An 18985-nucleotide genomic window follows, 5' to 3' on the forward strand; every position below is an offset into this window, starting at 1 on the left:
CTGTTAGAGCTGCAATTTTAGTCCTTCATGGGAGGCTTTGAACCCGAGTTTTTCGTAAAACCGGATGGCGTCCTTTCGTTCTTTGTCAGATGTCAGTTGGACCAACTGACATCCTCTTTCTTTTGCTCGTTCAACGGCATATTGGATCAGCTGTGAACCAAGGCCTTTTCCGCGTGTTGCCGATGAGGTCCGAACACCTTCAATCGTTGCGCGCCAACCACCTTGTCGGGCAATGTGCGGTGTATAGGTGATCTGGATGACGCCAACGACTTCATCCCTTAGGCAAGCGACGATCAACTCGTTGTTCGGATCTTTGTCGATCGCGTGAAAAGCATCCGTATAACAATCTGGTAGTGGCTTTTCAAACCGCTCCCGCTTGCTCCCTAACACATCATCAGCAAGCATTGCTACGATTTTTTCCAGGTCGTGTTCTATCGCTGTTCTGAACTCTAGTTCTGTGTTCACTGGACTTTTTCTTTTATGAGTAACGGCTTTATTTGATCCATCAACTCAAAGGTGTTCACTTTTTCAAAGTTCCATAGCATGATGATGTTGATTTTCTCTTCGGGATATTGCCATACTTCCGATTTAAAACCAGGTGTTCCCCCAGGTACAAGTCTGAAATCCTTCCCTAAGAACCACCCATAGCCATATTTCAGATTCGGTGAAATTGTCGTCTGATGATAAGGCGTAAACATTTTCTCAGTTGATTCTTCAGAAAGCACAGAACCGTTGAGGATGGCGTTGCACCACGTGCTGAGGTCTCCAACCGTCGAATAGAGCTCGCCAGGCGCATCTACATCCGCCAACCTGTCATTTTTTGCGTTGATATACGTACCATCCTCAATAGAGTGGCCGTATGCGCGTCCGATGTTGATATTCTTCGGATCGTCTTGTCCCGTATTTTTCATATCGAGTGGTTTGAAAAACAGGTGATCAAGCAGTTGTTCGAACTTGAGACCGGTCACTTCCTCCATAATATAGCTCGTCATGATAAAACCTGTACTGCTGTAATCCCACTTCTCACCAGGTGTGAACATTTGCTCTTGATTGGATAAGTAGGTGAGAAAATCACCTTCCTCTTTATTCAGTTCGGCCATTTTCAACCTTAAGTCGTTTTCACCATAGATGTCGGGAAGTCCTGAAGTGTGATTAAGTAAGTGATGGAGTGTGATTTCTGGGTGGAGGTTTTCAAGGCTAGGTATGTAATGGCTCGGTTTTTGTTTCAAATCCAGCAATCCTTGTTCTTCCAACTTGAGGGCTGCAGCAGCGATGAACATTTTCGTCACAGAGGCGATATGGTATTTCGTCTCTACCGAATTGGGGACGCCAAGCTGAATGGATGCCTCCCCATACGCTTTTTTCATTAGGACCTCCCCATCCCTCTCGATCAGGATGGATCCGCTCAAGTAATTTTTCTCACTATACGCGTCAATTACTCTTTCTAACTCATTCATAAAAACTTTCCCCTCCCCAAAGATAAAAACTGCCATGCATCAATGATTATGGACAGTTTTGTTTCAAGTGATTTATGCGAGTGTCTCGATATGAGGTATTCTGTTTTTATTTGGAATATCCTGCTAGGAACTGTGACTCCCTCCACAGTTCCTACTTTCGACTCAAATTGATATGTTATTTAAATTTTCTGTCATTTTAGTGTACATTTTAAGAATTGAGGGTATGTAAGAGGCAATTGAATATAAATGATCCCACTTGATTGTATGAACTTTTGCGAAAAGGTCAACTCTAAAAACATGAAGGGTGGTGAATGATCATGGCACAAGATGTTTTATGTGAAGTAAGCAATTGTGTGCATAATCGTGATGGAAAGCAGTGCATGGCTGAGAAAATTTTCGTAGTCAGCCATAAAGGTGAAAAGGCACATAACAGTGAGGAAACAGATTGCAAGACGTTTGAACCACAAGGACTATAATGAAAATAGGGAAGGCAGCCAATGGCGTGGTTGCCTTCTTTCCTATTATTGATAATAATTATCAATCTTATACCCGACTAAGTCCATCATGGAGAGTAATTTATATGGTTCTTGAATAGCGGACAGATATGTACTTTTCATCTTCTTTATTTGCGTATCCTTCTTGTTCTGAGTGGTATTGAAATCCTTTTGCACAACCTTTATTTCGACTGGTCAGTTCCATTTCCTTCCTATACAAGTATCTGGCTTTCTGCAAAATGAGAATATAATCCGAAATTCAGATTTATAAACCAAAATAAGAATTTATAATCCAAATTCAGAAATTATAATCCAAACCCGGAAATTATAATCCAAACCCGGAAATTATAATCCAAACCCGGAAATTATAATCCAAAATCAGGATTTATAATCCAAAATTGAAAAAACACTCATCTGAAAATGAGTGTTTCTCCCCGTTATGCCGTTACGGAAGCTTTTCGGACTCCGGAAGGAAAGGTGCCGGAAATCGGATAGGCGACCAATCCAGGTGATTTTTCAACGATTTGCTCGACAACGGTCGGCCTCACTGTGACTACCTTTACCGCATGCAACTGACCATGGATCTGCAATGTGTGATCGATTTCCACCTTTCCTGGAACAGTCGTTTTACAGTTTCCGATTAGAAGGTAGGATTGCTCTTGCTCAACAGCGCATATATTAAGCTCTACTTTTCCAGGTAATACAGGCTCTTGAACGCCACGACCCACGTTCACCAAATCCTCCACTACTGCACTCGCTGTCGGGAACTTTCCGGCACCTGGTCCTTGGAGCTTCAACTGTCCGACGAAATCCCCTGTGATGACGAGAGCGTTGTCGACCCCTTCGACAGAATAAAGGGGATGATCTTCAGCTACCAATTTCGGTTCCACTCCGAGCGTCAACTTTCCTTCCCGCAACTCGAGTGATGCGATGTGCTTCAATCGGAATCCAAGCGCTTCCGCCACTTGAAGATCTTTTACCGAAACGTGCCGGATCCCTTTGTGGTTCACCTCGTCCCAGTTGACCCTGACCCCATACAATAACTCTGTCAGAATTACGGTTTTGAAAAAAGCGTCATGTCCATCGACGTCGTTGGACGGATCAGCCTCTGCATACCCCGCTTCCTGTGCCGCTGCCAACGCATCTGAGAAAGAACGACCTTTTTCACGTATTTCGGTCAGGATATAGTTAGAGGTTCCGTTCAGAATCGCGTCGATCTTCACCACCTGGTTGGCTTGGAGAAGCTGCTTCAACGTGCCGATCACCGGGATTCCGCCTGCGACTGCCGCTTCAAAAGACACCTCTACTCCATGGACTGCTGCCAGCTTTTTCAACTCATGCCCTTTATGTGCGAACAACTCCTTGTTCGCTGTGACCACATGACACCCTTTTTCAATGACACGCTTTAAGTACGTATAACCCGGTTCCACTCCGACGATTGCTTCAACCACAATATCCAAATCCGGTATGTGAAGAATCTCCTCGAAGTTCGATGTCACCAGTACGTCCTCATCAACCTCGCGAGATTTCGTTTCATCCTGGATCAGGACTCCGGCGACCTCGACCTCTTTGCCAAAAATCGTCCGGAGCCTATCTTGCTGTTTTTGAATGATCTCATACACACCGCTTCCAACAGTCCCGAAACCGAGTAACGCTATCTTCAATTTGGCCAATTTTTTACCTCCTTTTCTCAAACTACTATGAACCTGACCACCATACCTACCAACACGAGAACGAGAAAACTTCGAACATCCATAAGTGGTATGCGTTCTTTTTTCATAAAAGTTTAGCCGACCACTTTCGTTGTGTTGAAGGAGGAGAAGCCAGTCGCAACTTCGATCGCCTGCTCAAGGTCCTCAATCAGATCTTCGACGTTCTCGATGCCGACCGATAAACGGACCAGATCTTCCGTCACTCCTGAATCTTTCAACTGGTCCGGGGACAACTGCTGGTGCGTCGTACTTGCCGGATGGATGATCAAGCTCTTCGCGTCACCGACATTGGCGACATGCGACCAAAGAGCAACACTGTTGATGACCGCTGATCCTGAATCCCTTCCACCCTGGATACCGAACACGACAATCGAGCCTGCTCCTTTCGGCAAGTATTTTTTCGCCAGTTCATGGGATGGGTGATTTTCACTTTCCGGATACAACACCCATTTGACCGCCGGATGGTTTTCCAAGTATTCCACCACTTTACGAGTATTGGCGACGTGCTCCTTGATTCGCACGTGCAAGGTCTCCAAACCGAGTGCGATCTGGAACGCATTGTATGGGCTGATAGATGGCCCTGTATCACGTAAAAGCTGTACGCGCGCCTTCACGATGAAAGCTGCTTCAGGCAACGCTTCCGAATAGATGATGCCGTGATAGCTGTGATCCGGCTCTGTAAAACCAGGAAACTTCGGTGAGTTCCAGTCGAACTTTCCGGCGTCGACGATGATGCCACCGAGCGATGTGCCGTTCCCTCCAAGCCATTTCGTCGCAGAATGGATGACGATATCCGCTCCGTGATCGATCGGTCGCGAGAGATACGGTGTGGCGAACGTGTTATCGACGATCAACGGGATGCCTGCGTCATGGGCGACTTTCGCAACCGCTTCGATATCCAATACGTGAAGTCCCGGATTCCCGATCGTTTCTGCGAAAATCGCCTTCGTTTTCGGTGTGATTGCTCTTCTGAAGTTCTCTGGATCCTTCGGGTCGACGAAATGTGTCGTGATGCCGTGCTTTGGCAGCGTTGTCGCAAACAAGTTAAACGTCCCACCGTACAGAGTGGATGCGGAGACGACTTCATCCCCCGCTTCTGCGATGTTGAAGATGGCCGTTGAAATTGCCGCCATTCCGCTGGCCAGCGCCAAAGCGCCGATACCGCCTTCAAGTTGCGCCACCCGCTCTTCCACCGTCGTCACCGTCGGATTATGGATTCGCGAGTAAATGTAGCCTTCTTCTTTTAACGCGAATAAGTCCGCAGCATGATCCGTATTTTCGAACTTGTATGCGTTCGATTGATAGATTGGTAGCGCTCGCGCACCTGTTACAGGATCAGCCTGCAGACCACCATGTACCCCGATTGTTTCTAAACGATATTTCTTGTTTTCACTCATTTGAACCTCTCCTTTTCATTTATGCTTGTTTGTGTTGGACCAATGTGTCGAGCTCGGTTAATTTTTCCTGAATGAACCAGCCCCATTTTTCAAATTCGACGAGAAAGCCGTCATGACCGAATTTTGATTTCACCTCGTAAAACTCCGCGTATCCTCCTTCTTGCTGAATCGCTGAAATGAAACCTGCCAATACTTCCGACGGATAGACGAGATCCCGGGTGAATCCGACACCGAAAACCGGAACCTGATACCCGTGGATGACTTGCTCGAGGCCACCTCTTCCCCGGCCGATGTCGTGTGTGTTCATCACATCAAGCAGCGTCAAATAACTGTCTTTGTTGAATCGTTCCTGCAATTTTTCCCCTTGATAACTTAAGTAAGAAGCGATTTCGTACGTTGGAATTCCATCTTCTGCAATGCGCTGGTTTCGGTTGAACCGCTCATTGAAGAGCACATCCGAACGATAGGTCATCATGCCGATCATACGGGCGATGCTCAAGCCTTGGTCCCCTCCGTTCCGGATCGCTTCACCGGAAATATGGTTGAACGCGATGCCGTAGTCGCTTAAGGTTGGCGTCACTGCAATCGGAAACAGCGCATTCACGAACTCCGGATACATGAGTCCCCACTCAAGGACCTGCATGCCCCCAAGTGAACCGCCCATCACACCCTTCAACCGTTTGAACCCTAAGATTTTCAAAGCGACGTATTGGACTTCGACGAGATCCCGGACTGTGAGACGCGGAAAATGCTCCCCGTATGGCTCACCCTTTTTCGGATCCATTGACTGCGGACCGGTCGAGCCGTTGCACCCACCGAGTACATTGAAGGTGATGACCTGGTACTCTGTTGTATCGATATAGCCGCCATCCTCAATCAATCCTTTCCACCAGCCGGGTTCATCCTCTGTTCCCACAGTCAGATGTTGACCGGTCAGTGCGTGGCATACAAGAATCGCTGGGGCATCCCGTGGTCCGCACCGTTCATAAGCGAGTTCCACCTCCACCAGGCTCTCACCCGACTCAAGCGTAAAATTAGGAATCTGCACGATGCCCGTTTTGTAAAAGTTTTTCTGACTACTCACCAAATCGATCCCCCTTTGTCTCAGATTGATTTATGAAGATTCGAGAAACGTAAAAAGCCTCTCTGTATAGACAGAGAGGCAAAGTTAGCGAATTTGTCTCTCTCATCTCCCAAAGCGCATAAACGCCTTGCAGGATTTGGCACCATTTCAAACGTGACGTACGTTTGACGGTTGCCGGGCTTCATCGGGCCAGTCCCTCTGCCTCTCTTGATAAGAGCTTGCATATGAAATTAAGTTTTAAATTATCTGAATCTTAGCACGGTGATTTCAACGTGTCAACATCCAGATTTCAATTTTCCGAGTTGTACATCTATTCCTATTCAGAGTATAGCGAAAAAGTTCCAGCCAATTTTTTTAAACGGATTCTTTCTTCGGAACGATCGCACCTTTCTTGGAACGTAACGTCGTAATGAAACCGTCCAGCACCTCGTTGCTATAGACGAACCCTTTTCTTTTATAAAATTCGAGGGCCTTCTCATTGCCGTTGGAAACGAACACAAAGTAGTCCTCTACTTCCCGGTAGCTGTCGAGCCATTCCATCGACATGTTGAAAAGCTTGGACCCGATGCCGAGATCGCGGTACCCTTCATCGATGTAGAAGTTCGCCAAGCAGCCCACTTCTTCTCCCTCCACCGTATCCAGGTCGAAGAACGTGGCGAAATCCATGTCGTACGTCTCCTTAGGGGCGATGTTGGAATACACGTAAGCCACCGCTTTTCCATCGATCTTCGCGACCACGGTAAAATTATGTGTAGACCGTTGTACGGCAGGAATCATGCGCGATTCGAAGCTCATCGAGTCGAACAGCTCTGGGCGGAAATGCGCCATCGACTTCTGGAACTTCATCAATTTGTTGCAAAGGTCCCTGCAACATTCAATTTCGTCATCTTTGACGATTTCATATGTAATTTCCACTGGATTCACTCCTTTTTCAGCTCAAAACCTCCACTCGGTGGTCGGTTTTGGCACTTTTCGTGGGCGGTTTTGTAAAAAACAGCGTCGGTTTTAGAAAAATCAGGGGTGGTTTTAGAAAAATCCACTCTGGTTTTGCAAAAAATCACTGACGTTTTGTAAAAATGAAGGGTCGTTTTAGAAAAACGACCTACATTATTTTATGTGTGGGCCACCTATTTCTTTTTCACCGACTTCGACTTCGCTGATCCCGTAAACGGATTCATCTCGTACGTTAAGTCTTTACCAGCCGCTTGTTCCTCTTCATGAACTGCTTTTCCAATTGCTGCATAGTACCAGATTCCCGCGCCTAATGCGATGATTCCACCGACAACCGGCACCCAGACAAAGAACTGATCCATGTCGACCTCCTATGTCCTTTTACTCTTTTTCAAAGTTGTATACACTGAACCGCTATAAAACTAGCAGTTCGGCACCTTATACTCTTCTCCTTCTACATGAAAAATCCTCTTCCTAGGTGTGGAATAGGTGTTTCCTCCCATCACACAGGGATAAGGTCGTTCATATGATATATAATCGAGCATTGGACAACCCTTCTGGAGGTACACAATATGACAAGTCATAGTTTTCATAAACGTAAAATTGCGAACCACCTGATTACCCGGCCAATCCCTCTTTTTGATGAAGATTTTCCTATCATATTCTTCTGGAATCCTAAATGTGGATGTACTTCTCTCATAAAATGGTTTTTCTATCAAATCGGGAAGCTACAGGATGCTACGGAATACGATGAAATCATCCATACTTACAGAATGAAAATATTTGAACAACAAGACAACCATACGAATAAAATCCGGAAGCATTTGTTGGATGGGACGAAAGATGTTTATAAACTTGTCCGTGATCCTTATACGAGAGCCGTCAGCTCTTACTTCCATACACTCCGGACCCCGAGCATCATGAACTCGGTTGCTCCAGGCATGGATCAGGGATTGTCGTTCAAACAATTTCTGTATCGTGTTCAAAATATGGGAGTTGAACGTGGTAACATCAACGGGCATATGATACAGCAATATCTTGATGGTGAGAAGATGTTCATCAAGAACTTTATCAAGCTTGAACAATTCGCTCCCTCAATCAAAAAGATAGAGGAAAAGTATCAGCTACCCCCTTCACCGCTGGAGGAAATTATCAAATCTCCTCATCACGTCACCCAGAAGATGAATACCAGCGACAACCGTAACTTTGCCAACATGAGATTATCTAGCCAATCATTTTATCAACCTTTGCCACCATATGAAAATTTCTACGATCAAGATACCTTGCAATTAGTCAGTACAATTTATCAAAAGGATTTCATCAATTATGGGTACGACCTCAAAAAGATCTAAAGAAAAAGAGCTGATATGAAGTCAGCTCTTTTCTCATGATTTAACGTCCTGATGAAGTGCTAAAGTGCGTTTCTTCCCCGTTTTTGAAAATCGCAAGACGATCATAATCTCTGTCGAATTGGACTTCATAGATCATCCTGTTATCTAGCTCTTTGTTTTTATCTTCTGTTGTAGTTTGTTCCTCATAATAAATGTTCAAGGTATCGCCTTCTGGATCAACTTCGAAGTTACTGAAGCTTGAGGCTGCTTCACCTTGTTTCACGTTCCACCCGTTCAAAAATACATATATTCTTTCCCCTTGATCTTGAAAAAGGTAAATCCCATTCTCATCTTGTTCATTGAGAAAAAATGAGCTGATTTCTTTATCCAATTCATCCATTTTGACTTCCTTATGGACCAACTCGTTTTGACTACACCCTGCTGATAGAAGGAACACAACCAACATCACAAGTATTTTCTTCATCTTGAGATCTCCTGTTCTTGAGGAGCGATCGACTTCACCCATTCGAATCCTTCTTTTACAAAAGACGCACTTGGATCGGTATGCGGTGTGTGCTCAAATACAAACCGCAGCCCTTCAATACTCGCCAGATACTTCAGCAAAGGCTTTAGTGTGTACAACTCTCCTTCATAAGATGGATGTACCATCGTCCAAATGTACTTGTCACCGTGAAAAGTCACATTATGAATATGCGCGACAGCGATATGTTTTTCCCACTTTTTTATGTAATCGAGTGCGGATTCACCTTTTGCCATCAGGTAATCCCCAATGTCGATACAGAGCTTCAGACCATACGTGGACCACGTCTGCTCTGAAAATTGATGTAAATATTCGATGCCTGCAGTTGACCTGTTCAATCCAAGTTTCGGTTCACATACAATCGGCAGCTGATATCGTTCTTGGATAGTGCTTAATTTCTGAAGACCTTCCTCAATGCGCTCGTTGGCGTCTCCATCATTCTCCCCTTTAAAAAATGGAAAATGGACGAGCAGATACTCCGCACCTAGCGACGACAAGCGCTCCGCTTCCTCTTCAAGCCTTTTCCAGGCAAACGACGGATCGTGGACGACTTTTTCCAAAAGATCGTATTTACTATCCTGTCGAAACACTGGTGAATGAACACCAAAGCTTGCCCGATGTTTTTTACAAGTTTGCAAGAACAATTGAAAGTCTTCTTCCTTCGCAAATTCGCCAATTTCAATATGTTCGATTCCCTTCCAGAACAGATCCTCAAATCGATCTGGATCAGATAAGATGGTACTTCCGGATACTGCATAAGTCAAAGCCAAACTAAAACCCCCAATGAACAGCTATATTTCTACCATAAACATTTCATTATGAGCTCTTCATTTTCCTTCTATGAATTTGAGAAGTACATAAACGCAAAAAAGCATCCAACAGCGGATGCTCATAAGCGATTTCGTATAAAAAACTGGAAGAACTCCGCCCGAGTGGTTGGAGTCCTTGTGCTAGATATTAGAGCCCACTCTGAGCATAGTTGGAAAAAAGGCAGGGTGTTTGTCCATTTTCGCAAAACGAAAAAAGGATTACCAGCGCTTTTTCTTCTTTTTCTTGCAACGGCAAGTAAGCGGGTACGGAGAAGTCAAGATGTGTGTGTAAGAATCTACTGCATAGCCTTTAGAGCATTTGCATTTCTTGTGCTTCTTATGGCTCTTTTTGTGGTGGTGGCTGGATTTTTTACCTGAAGATCCTGAAGATCCTGAAGAACCATACGGATCATTGTACATGTACTTTTCGTTTCCATGTTTGCTTGCTTTCTTGTAAGCTTCAGATACCTTCTTGCAGCTTTTCTTACCTTTAGAATGTTTTTTGCCGGAAGATTTACCAGAGGACTTGCCTGAAGATTTGCCTGAGGACTTTCCAGAGGATTTACCAGAAGATTTGCCTTTACTGCATTTTCCAGATGACTTTCCGGATGATTTTCCAGAAGATTTACCGGAAGACTTACCAGAGCTCTTTCCTGAAGACTTTTTCTTCTCCTTTTTGTCATACTCAATTTCTACATGTTCTTCTTTTTCGGAGCTAGAAGAACATACGTAAATCTTTTCATTACTTTCCATTAAGATTTCCTCCTATTTTAGATGTGAAAGCTTGTACTTGCATTATATGTAGGGCGTGAGGAAACGTTATGGTCATCCGTTTAAATCTTCATCCAATTCGTATGAAAGACTAGTAAACACCCATATTTTCCATATCACTGGACTGAAGAAAAAGAGAATAGAGTACGAGACATCGTATAACAAACATAGGCCTTTTATCTTAATTGACGTAATAATCCGTTCAAATGATCAGAATACGCACTGAAATGAACAGAATAAGCAGTGAAATGCACAGATTCATCCTCAGATGACCAAAAAAAGCGTCCAAATGACCAGAATACACCTCCAAATAACAAGAAAAGGAGCGAACGACTAAGTTCACTCCTTCAAATCCTCTTTTTTATCCTAGATCCGAAATGATCCGGTTGATTTCAGTGACTTTCGCCCGCTCGAACTGCATCGCGATGGCCAATTCATCTTCCAGCACTTCATTTTTCTTTCCATACTTTTCGCGGGTAATTTCATGTAATTCATACGGAAACAGCATGTCAGTGAGCATGACCTTTTTCTGATCGACAGATAATGGATTGACTGACTCGTAGCCTTTCAGCATATGGTTGATGACATCGTCATTCCATACGCCTGTATCACCCATTGAAGGTATGATCATTTTACGTAAGTCCCGGATCGGTAAGTCGAATGTCGTTGTATCCAAGTCGATGACCCAAACTTCGTCATTCGCCAAAAGGGTATTCCCTGTTCCATAGTCCTGGTGGCATAGATTCGGTCTTGCCTTACACTGTGCGACCCACTCCGGATAATGAGAGTCTTGTAACTTCAGTAGCGTCTCTTCTCCAAAATCTATGAAATAATCAATCTCCTGCACATATAACTTGGAAAAAGGATCCTCAGGCGTCTTTTCCGCAAGCATCTTCCATGAGCGCATTTGCTGGCACCTTTTCACATAGTGGTTCGGCCATCTACCGAGCTTCGTAAAAATTGGGATTCCACTAGGCGGCACATAACCGACAGAATCCAAATGGTAGTTTGCAAGACCTTTCATGATCCATTCCATGTCCTCGGGTAGCGTGATGTCGAAGGTACGTCCTTCTACCCAATCATATAAGACGAAAAGGAACGGTCCCTGTTTCGCATACAGGCTACCCTGTTTCGTCGGTATGATCCCGGGTACTCTCGCACCTTTTTTCGCTAGATAATTCTGTGCATTGATGGAAAACAACGACTTCTTCTCAGGACGGTTCATCCTCTTCAAACAGCGCGGACCATCATCCGTCATGATCTTCCATACCAATGCCATCTGCCCGCCCTGGATCAGTTCGATACCTTGTACATTCACATCCCAGTGAACGATCAGCTTTTCTGCCAACCGCTGCAGACTCTCCAGCATCTCGGGGGTCATATCGGGGTTTGCCTCGGTCTCCTCGACCTCTTCTGTTTCCTCTACCCATTCTCTTTCATTGTTTTCTTCAAACTCTGAATTACGAGTTGCCATTCTTTCACCTTCCTATTGCTTAACATTCTCTTATTATGTGTATGGCGGAATAGAAGATATGTCCTAGTTACTCGTCCATCCCTTGCAAATAGGGCGGTTGATTCAGTAGATTCGCCTTTTTTGCATTCCGATTTAAGGATTTTGCACAAAGACTCGTCTAGCTTCGTAACATGAAGAGAACCTAAAAAAATTGGAAAAGCTTTGGAGGAAAGAGAATGAAAATAGCTTTAATTGCGACAGAAAAATTGCCTGTTCCTGCAATTAGAGGTGGAGCGATACAAATATACATCGAATCTGTTGCACCGATCATGGCAAAAAGACATGAAGTCACCGTGTATTCGATCCAAGACCCGAAATTACCGCATAAAGAAAATGTACAAGGGGTCCAGTACGTTCGGTTCGAAAGTGAGAACTTCTTAGATGGAATCATCCAACATATGAAGGAAGAAAGACACGATGTCGTTCATGTTTGCAACCGTCCACACTGGATCAACATTTTACATGACAAAGTTCCTGGACCGAAGTATATCTTGAGTGTCCATAATGAAATGTTTGCGGACGGTAAGATTGAACCAGAAGACGGAGAACGCTGTATTTCGACCGTTTCGAGAATCGTCACAGTCAGTGACTTCATCGGACGTACGATCACGGAACGATTTCCGAGTGCGGATGGAAAAGTGAAAACCGTCTACAGCGGTGTGGATCTGGATAGCTACCACCCAAAATGGACAAGTGAAGGGCGAAAAATCCGAAACCGTATGAGAGAGAGTCTAGGAATTGAAGGGAAGAATGTCATCCTTTTCGTAGGAAGGTTAAGTAAGGTAAAAGGACCTCATATCCTCATCCAATCCTTACCTGAAATCATCAAACAGCATCCGGATACGTATTTGGTATTCGTCGGATCGAAATGGTTCGGAGATGATTTCGTCAACAACTATGTCAAGTATCTATATCGACTTGGAACGTTGCACATGGATAACGTGAAATTCATCAAATTCGTTGAACCTTCCGATATCCCGAACTACTATTCCATGGCCGATGTTTTCGTATGCTGTTCGCAATGGCGTGAGCCGCTGGCACGCGTACACTATGAAGCTATGGCTGCTGGTCTCCCGATCATCACGACCAACCGGGGCGGGAATAAAGAGGTCATCCAGACGGGTGGCAACGGTTATGCCATCGACAATTTCGATGATCCGTTCGAGTATTCGAAGCACATCAATAAGTTGCTGGATAGTCGATCTCTATGTGAAAAGATCGGTAAAAAAGGTCGTTCCATCGCTGAAGAATCTTTCGGATTCGAACGAGTGGCACGACAGCTTCAACAAGTATATGGAAACGCTTAACCTTAAAAAACACGACTACGATAAAAACGAAAGGATGGGACTTGAATGGAGAATGAACAACTCCGACACGATTTCATCGAGGAAATCGATGAAGAACAACTTGAAAAAGCGATAGAAGAACTTGAAGAAGATGATGGCCAGAATCTTCTCGAAGAACTGCCCGATGAAGAAGAGGAAATGTCTTCTCAGTTAAAAGACGTCAATCAATATGCCGAGCGCGTATTAAGATATTACCCGATCAAGGTGAATGGAATCAAACTCAAATCCAGCAAAAGCGGACGTACGAAATGGATCGTGGATACCGATCAAGGAAAAATGGTGCTGAAACAAGCCATCATGCCACCCGGAAGAATGCTTTTCATCAGCAACGCACACGAGCACCTTCAGGAGAACGGCGTTCCAATCGCAAAAATCATCAAAACCAAAGGCGGGGGCCTCTGTGTAGCCGCGGATGACCATGCATTCATCCTTTATGAACACCATGAAGGTAAAGAAGTGCTGTATTACAGTCGGAACCATTTGAAAAAAATCATGGAATTCATGGCAGACTTCCACATCAAATCGAAAGGATTCCATCCGATTGAAGGAACGAAGAAACGACGTCGAGTCGGAAAATGGGAAAAGCTTTATCGCTGGAAGCTTCAAGAATTGGAAGGATTCAAAAAGCTCGCCCAGAACTATCAGACCGATCCATTTTCTGAACTGTTCCTTCAACATGTCGATCAAATGCTGGAACTAGGCAGACAATCTTTAGAAGAACTCGACCATGCGGAATTCGAAAGCTGGACGAAAGATGTCATTGAATCGAAGATGTTCTGTCAACAGGACTTCACTTTGGCTCGATTGATCTTGAAAGACGATGAAATTTTCATGAGTGAACTTCATTCCGTCAACCACGATCTCCCTTCTCGAGATTTGAGATTGTTCCTGACTAAGGTCATGAAGAAGCAACACGTATGGGACAGCCAGCTATGTTGCGAAATGTTGAGAGCTTACGACCGCAAAAACCCACTCACAAAAGGGAATTACAAAGTCCTCTGGACCGATCTGAAATTCCCGCACCTCTTCTGCGCGATCATCCACAAATATTATTTAAGCCAAAAGAAAGCCTGGTCCGATGAAAAATATTTAGCAGCGCTGAAAAATACGATCGCGGTCGAAACGACAAAAATGGATTTCATCCACCAGTTCGATGACATGGTCGAACGCATCAAATTAGAAGGAGCGAAGGACAATGAGTAAACACATTGATATTCCAGTCGTCGATCTCGAGGAATTCGTGTTCTCCCCACCTGGTGCAATGGGTTGGAGTGAATCCGAATATCAAAGAGTGATGGACGAAGAACCGGATGCTTCAATGACCAACTTCTCCAACCTCTATAACATCCGAAAAGAATCCAAGCAATTGAATGTACTCCCACCTGTCGGAGAGATCGATTTAGAAGAAACGTATACCATCGAACAAGAAGAAACGCACAAAGAACCTATTCATGAACCTGTCTTGGAAGAAGTACCACAACTCGAAGAAACAGAAGTGGAAGAAACGGAAGAGATTGAAGAAGAGGAAAAAGAACTTGTGGCACCACACAAAATTCCGGAAGTGGTCCTCAATTACAAATTGAAGGTCAAGAAGTTGTCGACGACCCCATCTCTCAACAACAAAAAGAATGTGAAACAAAGCAGCATCTTCGCAAGAGGGTAAGCTTCAGTATATCTCGATTTGAAATTCTTCCCCCTCGTTCAGCACGTACCCAAACAAATGATAGGAAACCCCATATCTTAATGGTAGTAAGATTAACTCAATAAAAAGGAGGAGTATGTCTTGTTTCGTAATAATGATGAAGTTTTGGCTCTTATTACAAACTGTTTGAGCAAGAAAACTTTCTCAGAAATTGAAGTCAAGATCAAGATGCCGAATGGAGACGAAGTGGAGATCGAATTGCAAGGGGATTCTTTACCGAAAGGAAAACCTTCAAAGCCTTGGGTTTCGAATGAAGTGTTAGTGAAGAGGATCAACTCTGCCCCTTCCCTACGCTAAGGAATTCAGATCACCCGAATAGAAGGAGGGGTATAAAGTGTCAAAACACAAAAACCGGTTGTTACAAGAATTAGCCGAGTGTTTATCGGGACATCCCGGTTCTAAGATCAGCATTAAATTCAAGCATCATAGTGGAGACGATATCGAATTGTTCCATGACGTCATCGAGCTGGACGATGAAGATGATGAGGAACTGGATGATGATTTTGACGATGAAGAAGGTTTTGGTGACGAATAATTCGTCCATCAAATAAAGGATGAAGGGGCTGACGTACGTGTCGTGAGAGCCCCTTTTTACATTGTCACCATTTAAGGCAACTTCAGGTTATACAGTTTCAACAAGTCATCAAGCTCATGCTTCAACCCTTCCTTCAAACTTGTTGAAGGATTGTAGCCGAGTAATTGCTGTGCAGTGGAAATGTCTGCCCACGTATGTTTCGGTTCCCCTTTGGCATCTGGGCCAAATTGTAAGGTCGCTTTTTTGCCGACGAGTTCCTCCATGATCGAGATGACCTCCAAGATCGTTGCATTCTCTTTTCCACCGATATTCATCGTCTTTCCGATGCAAGCATCACAATCGAGCACAGCTGCTGTTCCTTTTACACAATCCTCAATGTAGGTAAAGTCCCTGCTCTGCTTCCCATCCCCGTTGATCGTTATCGGTTGGTTTTCCAGCATCTGTTTGATGAATATATGGAAAGCCATGTCTGGCCGTTGTCTCGGCCCGTACACCGTGAAATACCGTAAAATTGCAATCGGAATCTGCCAGCTTTTGTGGTACGCATGACACAAGTACTCCCCTGTCAGCTTCGTAATGCCATACGGTGAGAGTGGATCGGGCTTCAAATCCTCAGACACTTTCCCATGCTTTTCACCATACACAGACGAGGTAGAGATATAGATGAATTTTTTGATCGGTAAACCTTTACTGGCTTCTAGTAAGCGTTGCGTCGCCAGGATATTGTTCTGTACATATTCTGTGAACTCGTTCCCCCAGCTCGACCGGACACCCGGCATCCCTGCAAGATGATACACAACATCGATTTCTTGTAAAATCGGTTTCAATTCGTCCGTCGCCAGATCGACGGGTAAACATTGAAAGCGAGGATGATTGACGAGATAGCTCAAGTTTCGATTCTTGATCTCAGGCTCGTAATTGTTTGTCAATTTATCAATACCGACAATGTAGTGATTAGGATCTCGAAGCAAATATTCACTTAGATGAGAGCCAACAAATCCGGCAGCCCCGGTGATGAGAATCTTCAATGCCTGCCCACTCCCAAGTATTGAAACCCGTATTGGTGCGCAACTTCCGGATCAAGGACATTTCGTCCGTCCAAAATCACACTGCCTTTCATATTCTGCTTCACTTTGTTCCAGTCGACATTTTGGTGAAACTCTTCCCATTCGGTTACAAGGATGAGTGCATCGCAATTTTTGACGGATTCATATAGATCATCCAGTTGTCGGAAGGAAGGATGGTTCAGGACGGCAACAGGATCATATCCTTGCACTTCACATTTGTGCTCGGAAAGACGCTCCAGTAAGCGGATTGCCGGTGAGTGCCGTGTATCATCCGTCCCTGGTTTGAACGCGAGCCCCCATAAAGCAATTCTGGCGGTTGAGAGATCCGGTATGGAATCCTGTAATTTTTCAAGGTAATAATCGACCTGCGTATCATTCACTTTTTGCACAGCATGAAGTAGATAGGGTACGACTTGTTTGCTGATGGCTGAGAATGTCAATGTCGTCAGGTCCTTCGGAAAGCATGAACCTCCATACCCGATACCGGCATTTAAAAAATGTGGGCCGATTCGAGGGTCTGTGCCCAAAGCTTTGGAGATGGTTTTGATGTCCACATCGAATGCGTCACTAATTCGTGCCAACTCATTTATGAAGGAAATTTTAGTGGCCAAAAACGCATTGGAAGCATATTTGATCAATTCCGCTCCATTCAGATTCGTCACGATATATAACGTATCAAGCCCCTTATACAATTGTTTGACGGTATCGACCATCTTCTCATTCGTCGTCCCAACGACGATTTTATCGGGGTTCAGCATATCTTTAATGGCTGTCCCCTCTTTCAGGAATTCTGGATTCGAAACGAGATCGAACAGATCAGGTCGGACGCCTTTTTGAATGAGTGTCCTGTTCATCCATTCATTCGTGCCCACAGGAACGGTGCTTTTGGTGATGATGATTTTATAAGAATTAATGCTGTTGGCAAGATCCTCAATAACACTTTCCACATAAGACAAATCAGTCGTTTGATCCGGTCGTAATGGTGTCCCGACGGCAATCATGATGATTTCGTTCTGTTGAATGGCTTTCTGGACTTCCGTGGTGAATGACAACGTCCCTTTTTTCGCATTTTCTTGTATCAGTTCTTCCAGTCCCGGTTCATAAATCGGAACCTTTCCATCGTTCAATGTTTTGACTTTATTCTGATCTAGGTCTACACAGGTGACGTGATGACCAAGTTGTGCAAGAACTGCACCAGTGGTGAGGCCGACATAACCAGAGCCAATTATACATACGTTCATTCAGATCATCCTTTGCTAACGGCTCTTATATCGTATTAACCATTTCAGCGTACGTGCATCGGTACAAACATGGACAATTGAAAAATAGGCAATCGGACATTTTGTCTCCCTTTAAGCACGTACTTGTTTACATAGGAATAAATAATAAAAGTATGATATTTAGGGGGAGGAATATTGATTAAAAAAGCGATCATCCCAGCAGCTGGTTATGGTACCCGGAGTCTTCCGGTTACAAAGGTCATCCCGAAAGAAATGTTCCCGATCGGTGGCAAACCAGCCATTCATTATATTGTAGAAGAAGCGATCCAATCAGGAATCGAAGAAATATTGATCGTCGTTTCCAAATGGAAAAACATCATCGTCGATTATTTCGACGCTTCTCTTGAATTGGAAGCGTTTTTAGAAAAGAACAATAAACTGCATCTATTGAAATATACAGAGATGCCTGACGTTCATATCCAATATGTCCGCCAGCCTTATTCGAGGGGATTGGGAGATGCGATCTTACTCGGAAAGCGGTTCGTCGGCAATGAACCTTTTGCTGTGTTGCTCCCGGACGACATCATCATCAACGCCAAAACTCCCGCTCTTTCTCAACTTGTGGAAACATATAACTCCACAAACGCAAGTGTCATCGGACTGAATCAAGTCAGTCCGGAGCTCGTCAAGAAGTACGGCGTTATCGATGGAACCCCTGTGTCCTCGAACGTTTACAAGCTCAACGGGATCGTTGAGAAGCCTCAAAGCAATCCTCCATCCAACCTGGCTGTCATCGGCAGATACCTTTTTGATCCTGCTATTTTTTCTTTTTTAGAACAGGTGACACCAGATCAATCCAATGAAATACAGTTGACTGAAGCGATATCAAAAATGCTTGGTGGGCATGATTGTTACGGGGAATTGATTGATGGGGACCGATTTGATATCGGAAGCGATGATGAATATACGGAACTGGTGAAGAAATTTACTCATCCTAAGGGAAAAAAGTAAGCCGCCTTTGTCGGCGGCTTCTATCATTATTGAAGAGTGGACGT

General features: G+C 44.3%; 21 protein-coding genes and 1 riboswitch. Of the genes, 8 read left to right on the forward strand and 13 right to left on the reverse strand.

The genetic code is table 11. The annotated features are described in order from the left end of the window. Positions 1-3: 3 nt before the first annotated feature. Together ACXQIQ_RS06895 and ACXQIQ_RS06900 are read right to left on the reverse strand one after the other, a co-directional pair. Positions 4-405: a GNAT family N-acetyltransferase gene (locus ACXQIQ_RS06895; protein WP_439301921.1), complete on the reverse strand. Its 402-nt coding sequence runs from the start codon at positions 403-405 to the stop codon at positions 4-6. Positions 406-461: 56 nt separating this feature from the next. Next, positions 462-1457, reverse strand: coding sequence for a serine hydrolase domain-containing protein (locus ACXQIQ_RS06900; protein ID WP_439299501.1), 996 nt, complete (start codon positions 1455-1457; stop codon positions 462-464). Between the two features lie 317 nt (positions 1458-1774). Between ACXQIQ_RS06900 and ACXQIQ_RS06905 the strand changes: the two genes are divergently transcribed. Further along, on the forward strand, positions 1775-1933 hold the full coding sequence (locus ACXQIQ_RS06905) for a DUF1540 domain-containing protein (RefSeq protein ID WP_439299500.1): 159 nt from the start codon (positions 1775-1777) through the stop codon (positions 1931-1933). A gap of 455 nt (positions 1934-2388) precedes the next feature. Here the strand turns inward: ACXQIQ_RS06905 and ACXQIQ_RS06910 are convergent, their stop codons facing one another. The 5 genes from ACXQIQ_RS06910 to ACXQIQ_RS06930 form a co-directional block, all read right to left on the reverse strand. Beyond that, a complete protein-coding gene (locus ACXQIQ_RS06910; protein WP_439299499.1) occupies positions 2389-3624 on the reverse strand; it encodes a homoserine dehydrogenase in 1236 nt (411 codons plus the stop codon). A gap of 113 nt (positions 3625-3737) precedes the next feature. Next, positions 3738-5060 (reverse strand): O-acetylhomoserine aminocarboxypropyltransferase/cysteine synthase family protein, encoded by a 1323-nt coding sequence (locus ACXQIQ_RS06915; protein WP_439299498.1) that lies wholly within the window; start codon positions 5058-5060, stop codon positions 3738-3740. A gap of 19 nt (positions 5061-5079) precedes the next feature. Next, entirely contained in the window at positions 5080-6144 is a 1065-nt protein-coding gene (locus ACXQIQ_RS06920; protein ID WP_439299497.1) for a homoserine O-acetyltransferase family protein, read from the reverse strand. A 99-nt stretch (positions 6145-6243) separates the two neighbouring features. Then, a riboswitch (SAM riboswitch) is annotated at positions 6244-6361 on the reverse strand. Between the two features lie 137 nt (positions 6362-6498). Then, entirely contained in the window at positions 6499-7059 is a 561-nt protein-coding gene (locus ACXQIQ_RS06925) for a GNAT family N-acetyltransferase (protein ID WP_439299496.1), read from the reverse strand. A gap of 212 nt (positions 7060-7271) precedes the next feature. Then, positions 7272-7457: a hypothetical protein gene (locus tag ACXQIQ_RS06930; RefSeq protein WP_439299495.1), complete on the reverse strand. Its 186-nt coding sequence runs from the start codon at positions 7455-7457 to the stop codon at positions 7272-7274. Positions 7458-7667: 210 nt separating this feature from the next. Here ACXQIQ_RS06930 and ACXQIQ_RS06935 point away from each other — a divergent pair, with 210 nt between their 5' ends. Then, positions 7668-8447 (forward strand): sulfotransferase family 2 domain-containing protein, encoded by a 780-nt coding sequence (locus ACXQIQ_RS06935; RefSeq protein ID WP_439299494.1) that lies wholly within the window; start codon positions 7668-7670, stop codon positions 8445-8447. A 40-nt stretch (positions 8448-8487) separates the two neighbouring features. On the opposite strand, the gene ACXQIQ_RS06940 is transcribed toward ACXQIQ_RS06935, so the two are convergent. The 4 genes from ACXQIQ_RS06940 to ACXQIQ_RS06955 form a co-directional block, all read right to left on the reverse strand. Further along, on the reverse strand, positions 8488-8910 hold the full coding sequence (locus ACXQIQ_RS06940) for a hypothetical protein (RefSeq protein WP_439299493.1): 423 nt from the start codon (positions 8908-8910) through the stop codon (positions 8488-8490). Beyond that, positions 8907-9737, reverse strand: a complete 831-nt coding sequence (locus tag ACXQIQ_RS06945; RefSeq protein WP_439299492.1) for a TIM barrel protein — start codon at positions 9735-9737, stop codon at positions 8907-8909. The genes ACXQIQ_RS06940 and ACXQIQ_RS06945 overlap by 4 nt, the downstream gene beginning before the upstream one ends. Positions 9738-9995: 258 nt before the next feature. Next, positions 9996-10529, reverse strand: a complete 534-nt coding sequence (locus tag ACXQIQ_RS06950; protein ID WP_439299491.1) for a hypothetical protein — start codon at positions 10527-10529, stop codon at positions 9996-9998. A 379-nt stretch (positions 10530-10908) separates the two neighbouring features. After that, positions 10909-11928 carry a CotS family spore coat protein gene (locus tag ACXQIQ_RS06955; protein WP_439301920.1) on the reverse strand — a complete coding sequence of 340 codons (1020 nt, stop codon included), beginning with the start codon at positions 11926-11928 and terminating at the stop codon, positions 10909-10911. Positions 11929-12236: 308 nt separating this feature from the next. On the opposite strand from ACXQIQ_RS06955, the gene ACXQIQ_RS06960 reads away from it, so the two are divergent. The 5 genes from ACXQIQ_RS06960 to ACXQIQ_RS06980 all read left to right on the forward strand — a co-directional run bounded on the left by ACXQIQ_RS06960 (position 12237) and on the right by ACXQIQ_RS06980 (position 15643). Then, positions 12237-13367, forward strand: a complete 1131-nt coding sequence (locus ACXQIQ_RS06960) for a glycosyltransferase family 4 protein (protein ID WP_439299490.1) — start codon at positions 12237-12239, stop codon at positions 13365-13367. Positions 13368-13544: 177 nt separating this feature from the next. After that, positions 13545-14609: a CotS family spore coat protein gene (locus tag ACXQIQ_RS06965; protein WP_439301919.1), complete on the forward strand. Its 1065-nt coding sequence runs from the start codon at positions 13545-13547 to the stop codon at positions 14607-14609. Beyond that, the gene (locus ACXQIQ_RS06970; protein WP_439299489.1) at positions 14602-15069 is read left to right on the forward strand and encodes a hypothetical protein; all 468 of its coding nucleotides are present in this window, start codon (positions 14602-14604) and stop codon (positions 15067-15069) included. Before ACXQIQ_RS06965 ends, ACXQIQ_RS06970 begins: the two co-directional genes overlap by 8 nt. Before the next feature lie 120 nt (positions 15070-15189). Then, positions 15190-15405: a hypothetical protein gene (locus tag ACXQIQ_RS06975; RefSeq protein WP_439299488.1), complete on the forward strand. Its 216-nt coding sequence runs from the start codon at positions 15190-15192 to the stop codon at positions 15403-15405. A 37-nt stretch (positions 15406-15442) separates the two neighbouring features. After that, positions 15443-15643: a hypothetical protein gene (locus ACXQIQ_RS06980; protein WP_439299487.1), complete on the forward strand. Its 201-nt coding sequence runs from the start codon at positions 15443-15445 to the stop codon at positions 15641-15643. A 71-nt stretch (positions 15644-15714) separates the two neighbouring features. Here the strand turns inward: ACXQIQ_RS06980 and ACXQIQ_RS06985 are convergent, their stop codons facing one another. Then, positions 15715-16671 carry an NAD-dependent epimerase/dehydratase family protein gene (locus ACXQIQ_RS06985; RefSeq protein ID WP_439299486.1) on the reverse strand — a complete coding sequence of 319 codons (957 nt, stop codon included), beginning with the start codon at positions 16669-16671 and terminating at the stop codon, positions 15715-15717. Then, complete coding sequence (locus ACXQIQ_RS06990; RefSeq protein WP_439299485.1) at positions 16668-17951, reverse strand: UDP-glucose dehydrogenase family protein; 1284 nt, start codon at positions 17949-17951, stop codon at positions 16668-16670. Before ACXQIQ_RS06990 ends, ACXQIQ_RS06985 begins: the two co-directional genes overlap by 4 nt. Positions 17952-18125: 174 nt before the next feature. Here ACXQIQ_RS06990 and ACXQIQ_RS06995 point away from each other — a divergent pair, with 174 nt between their 5' ends. Continuing rightward, the gene (locus ACXQIQ_RS06995) at positions 18126-18941 is read left to right on the forward strand and encodes a UTP--glucose-1-phosphate uridylyltransferase (RefSeq protein ID WP_439299484.1); all 816 of its coding nucleotides are present in this window, start codon (positions 18126-18128) and stop codon (positions 18939-18941) included. The last annotated feature ends 44 nt before the right edge of the window (positions 18942-18985 follow it).

This window comes from Pseudalkalibacillus sp. Hm43 (genome assembly GCF_054170705.1).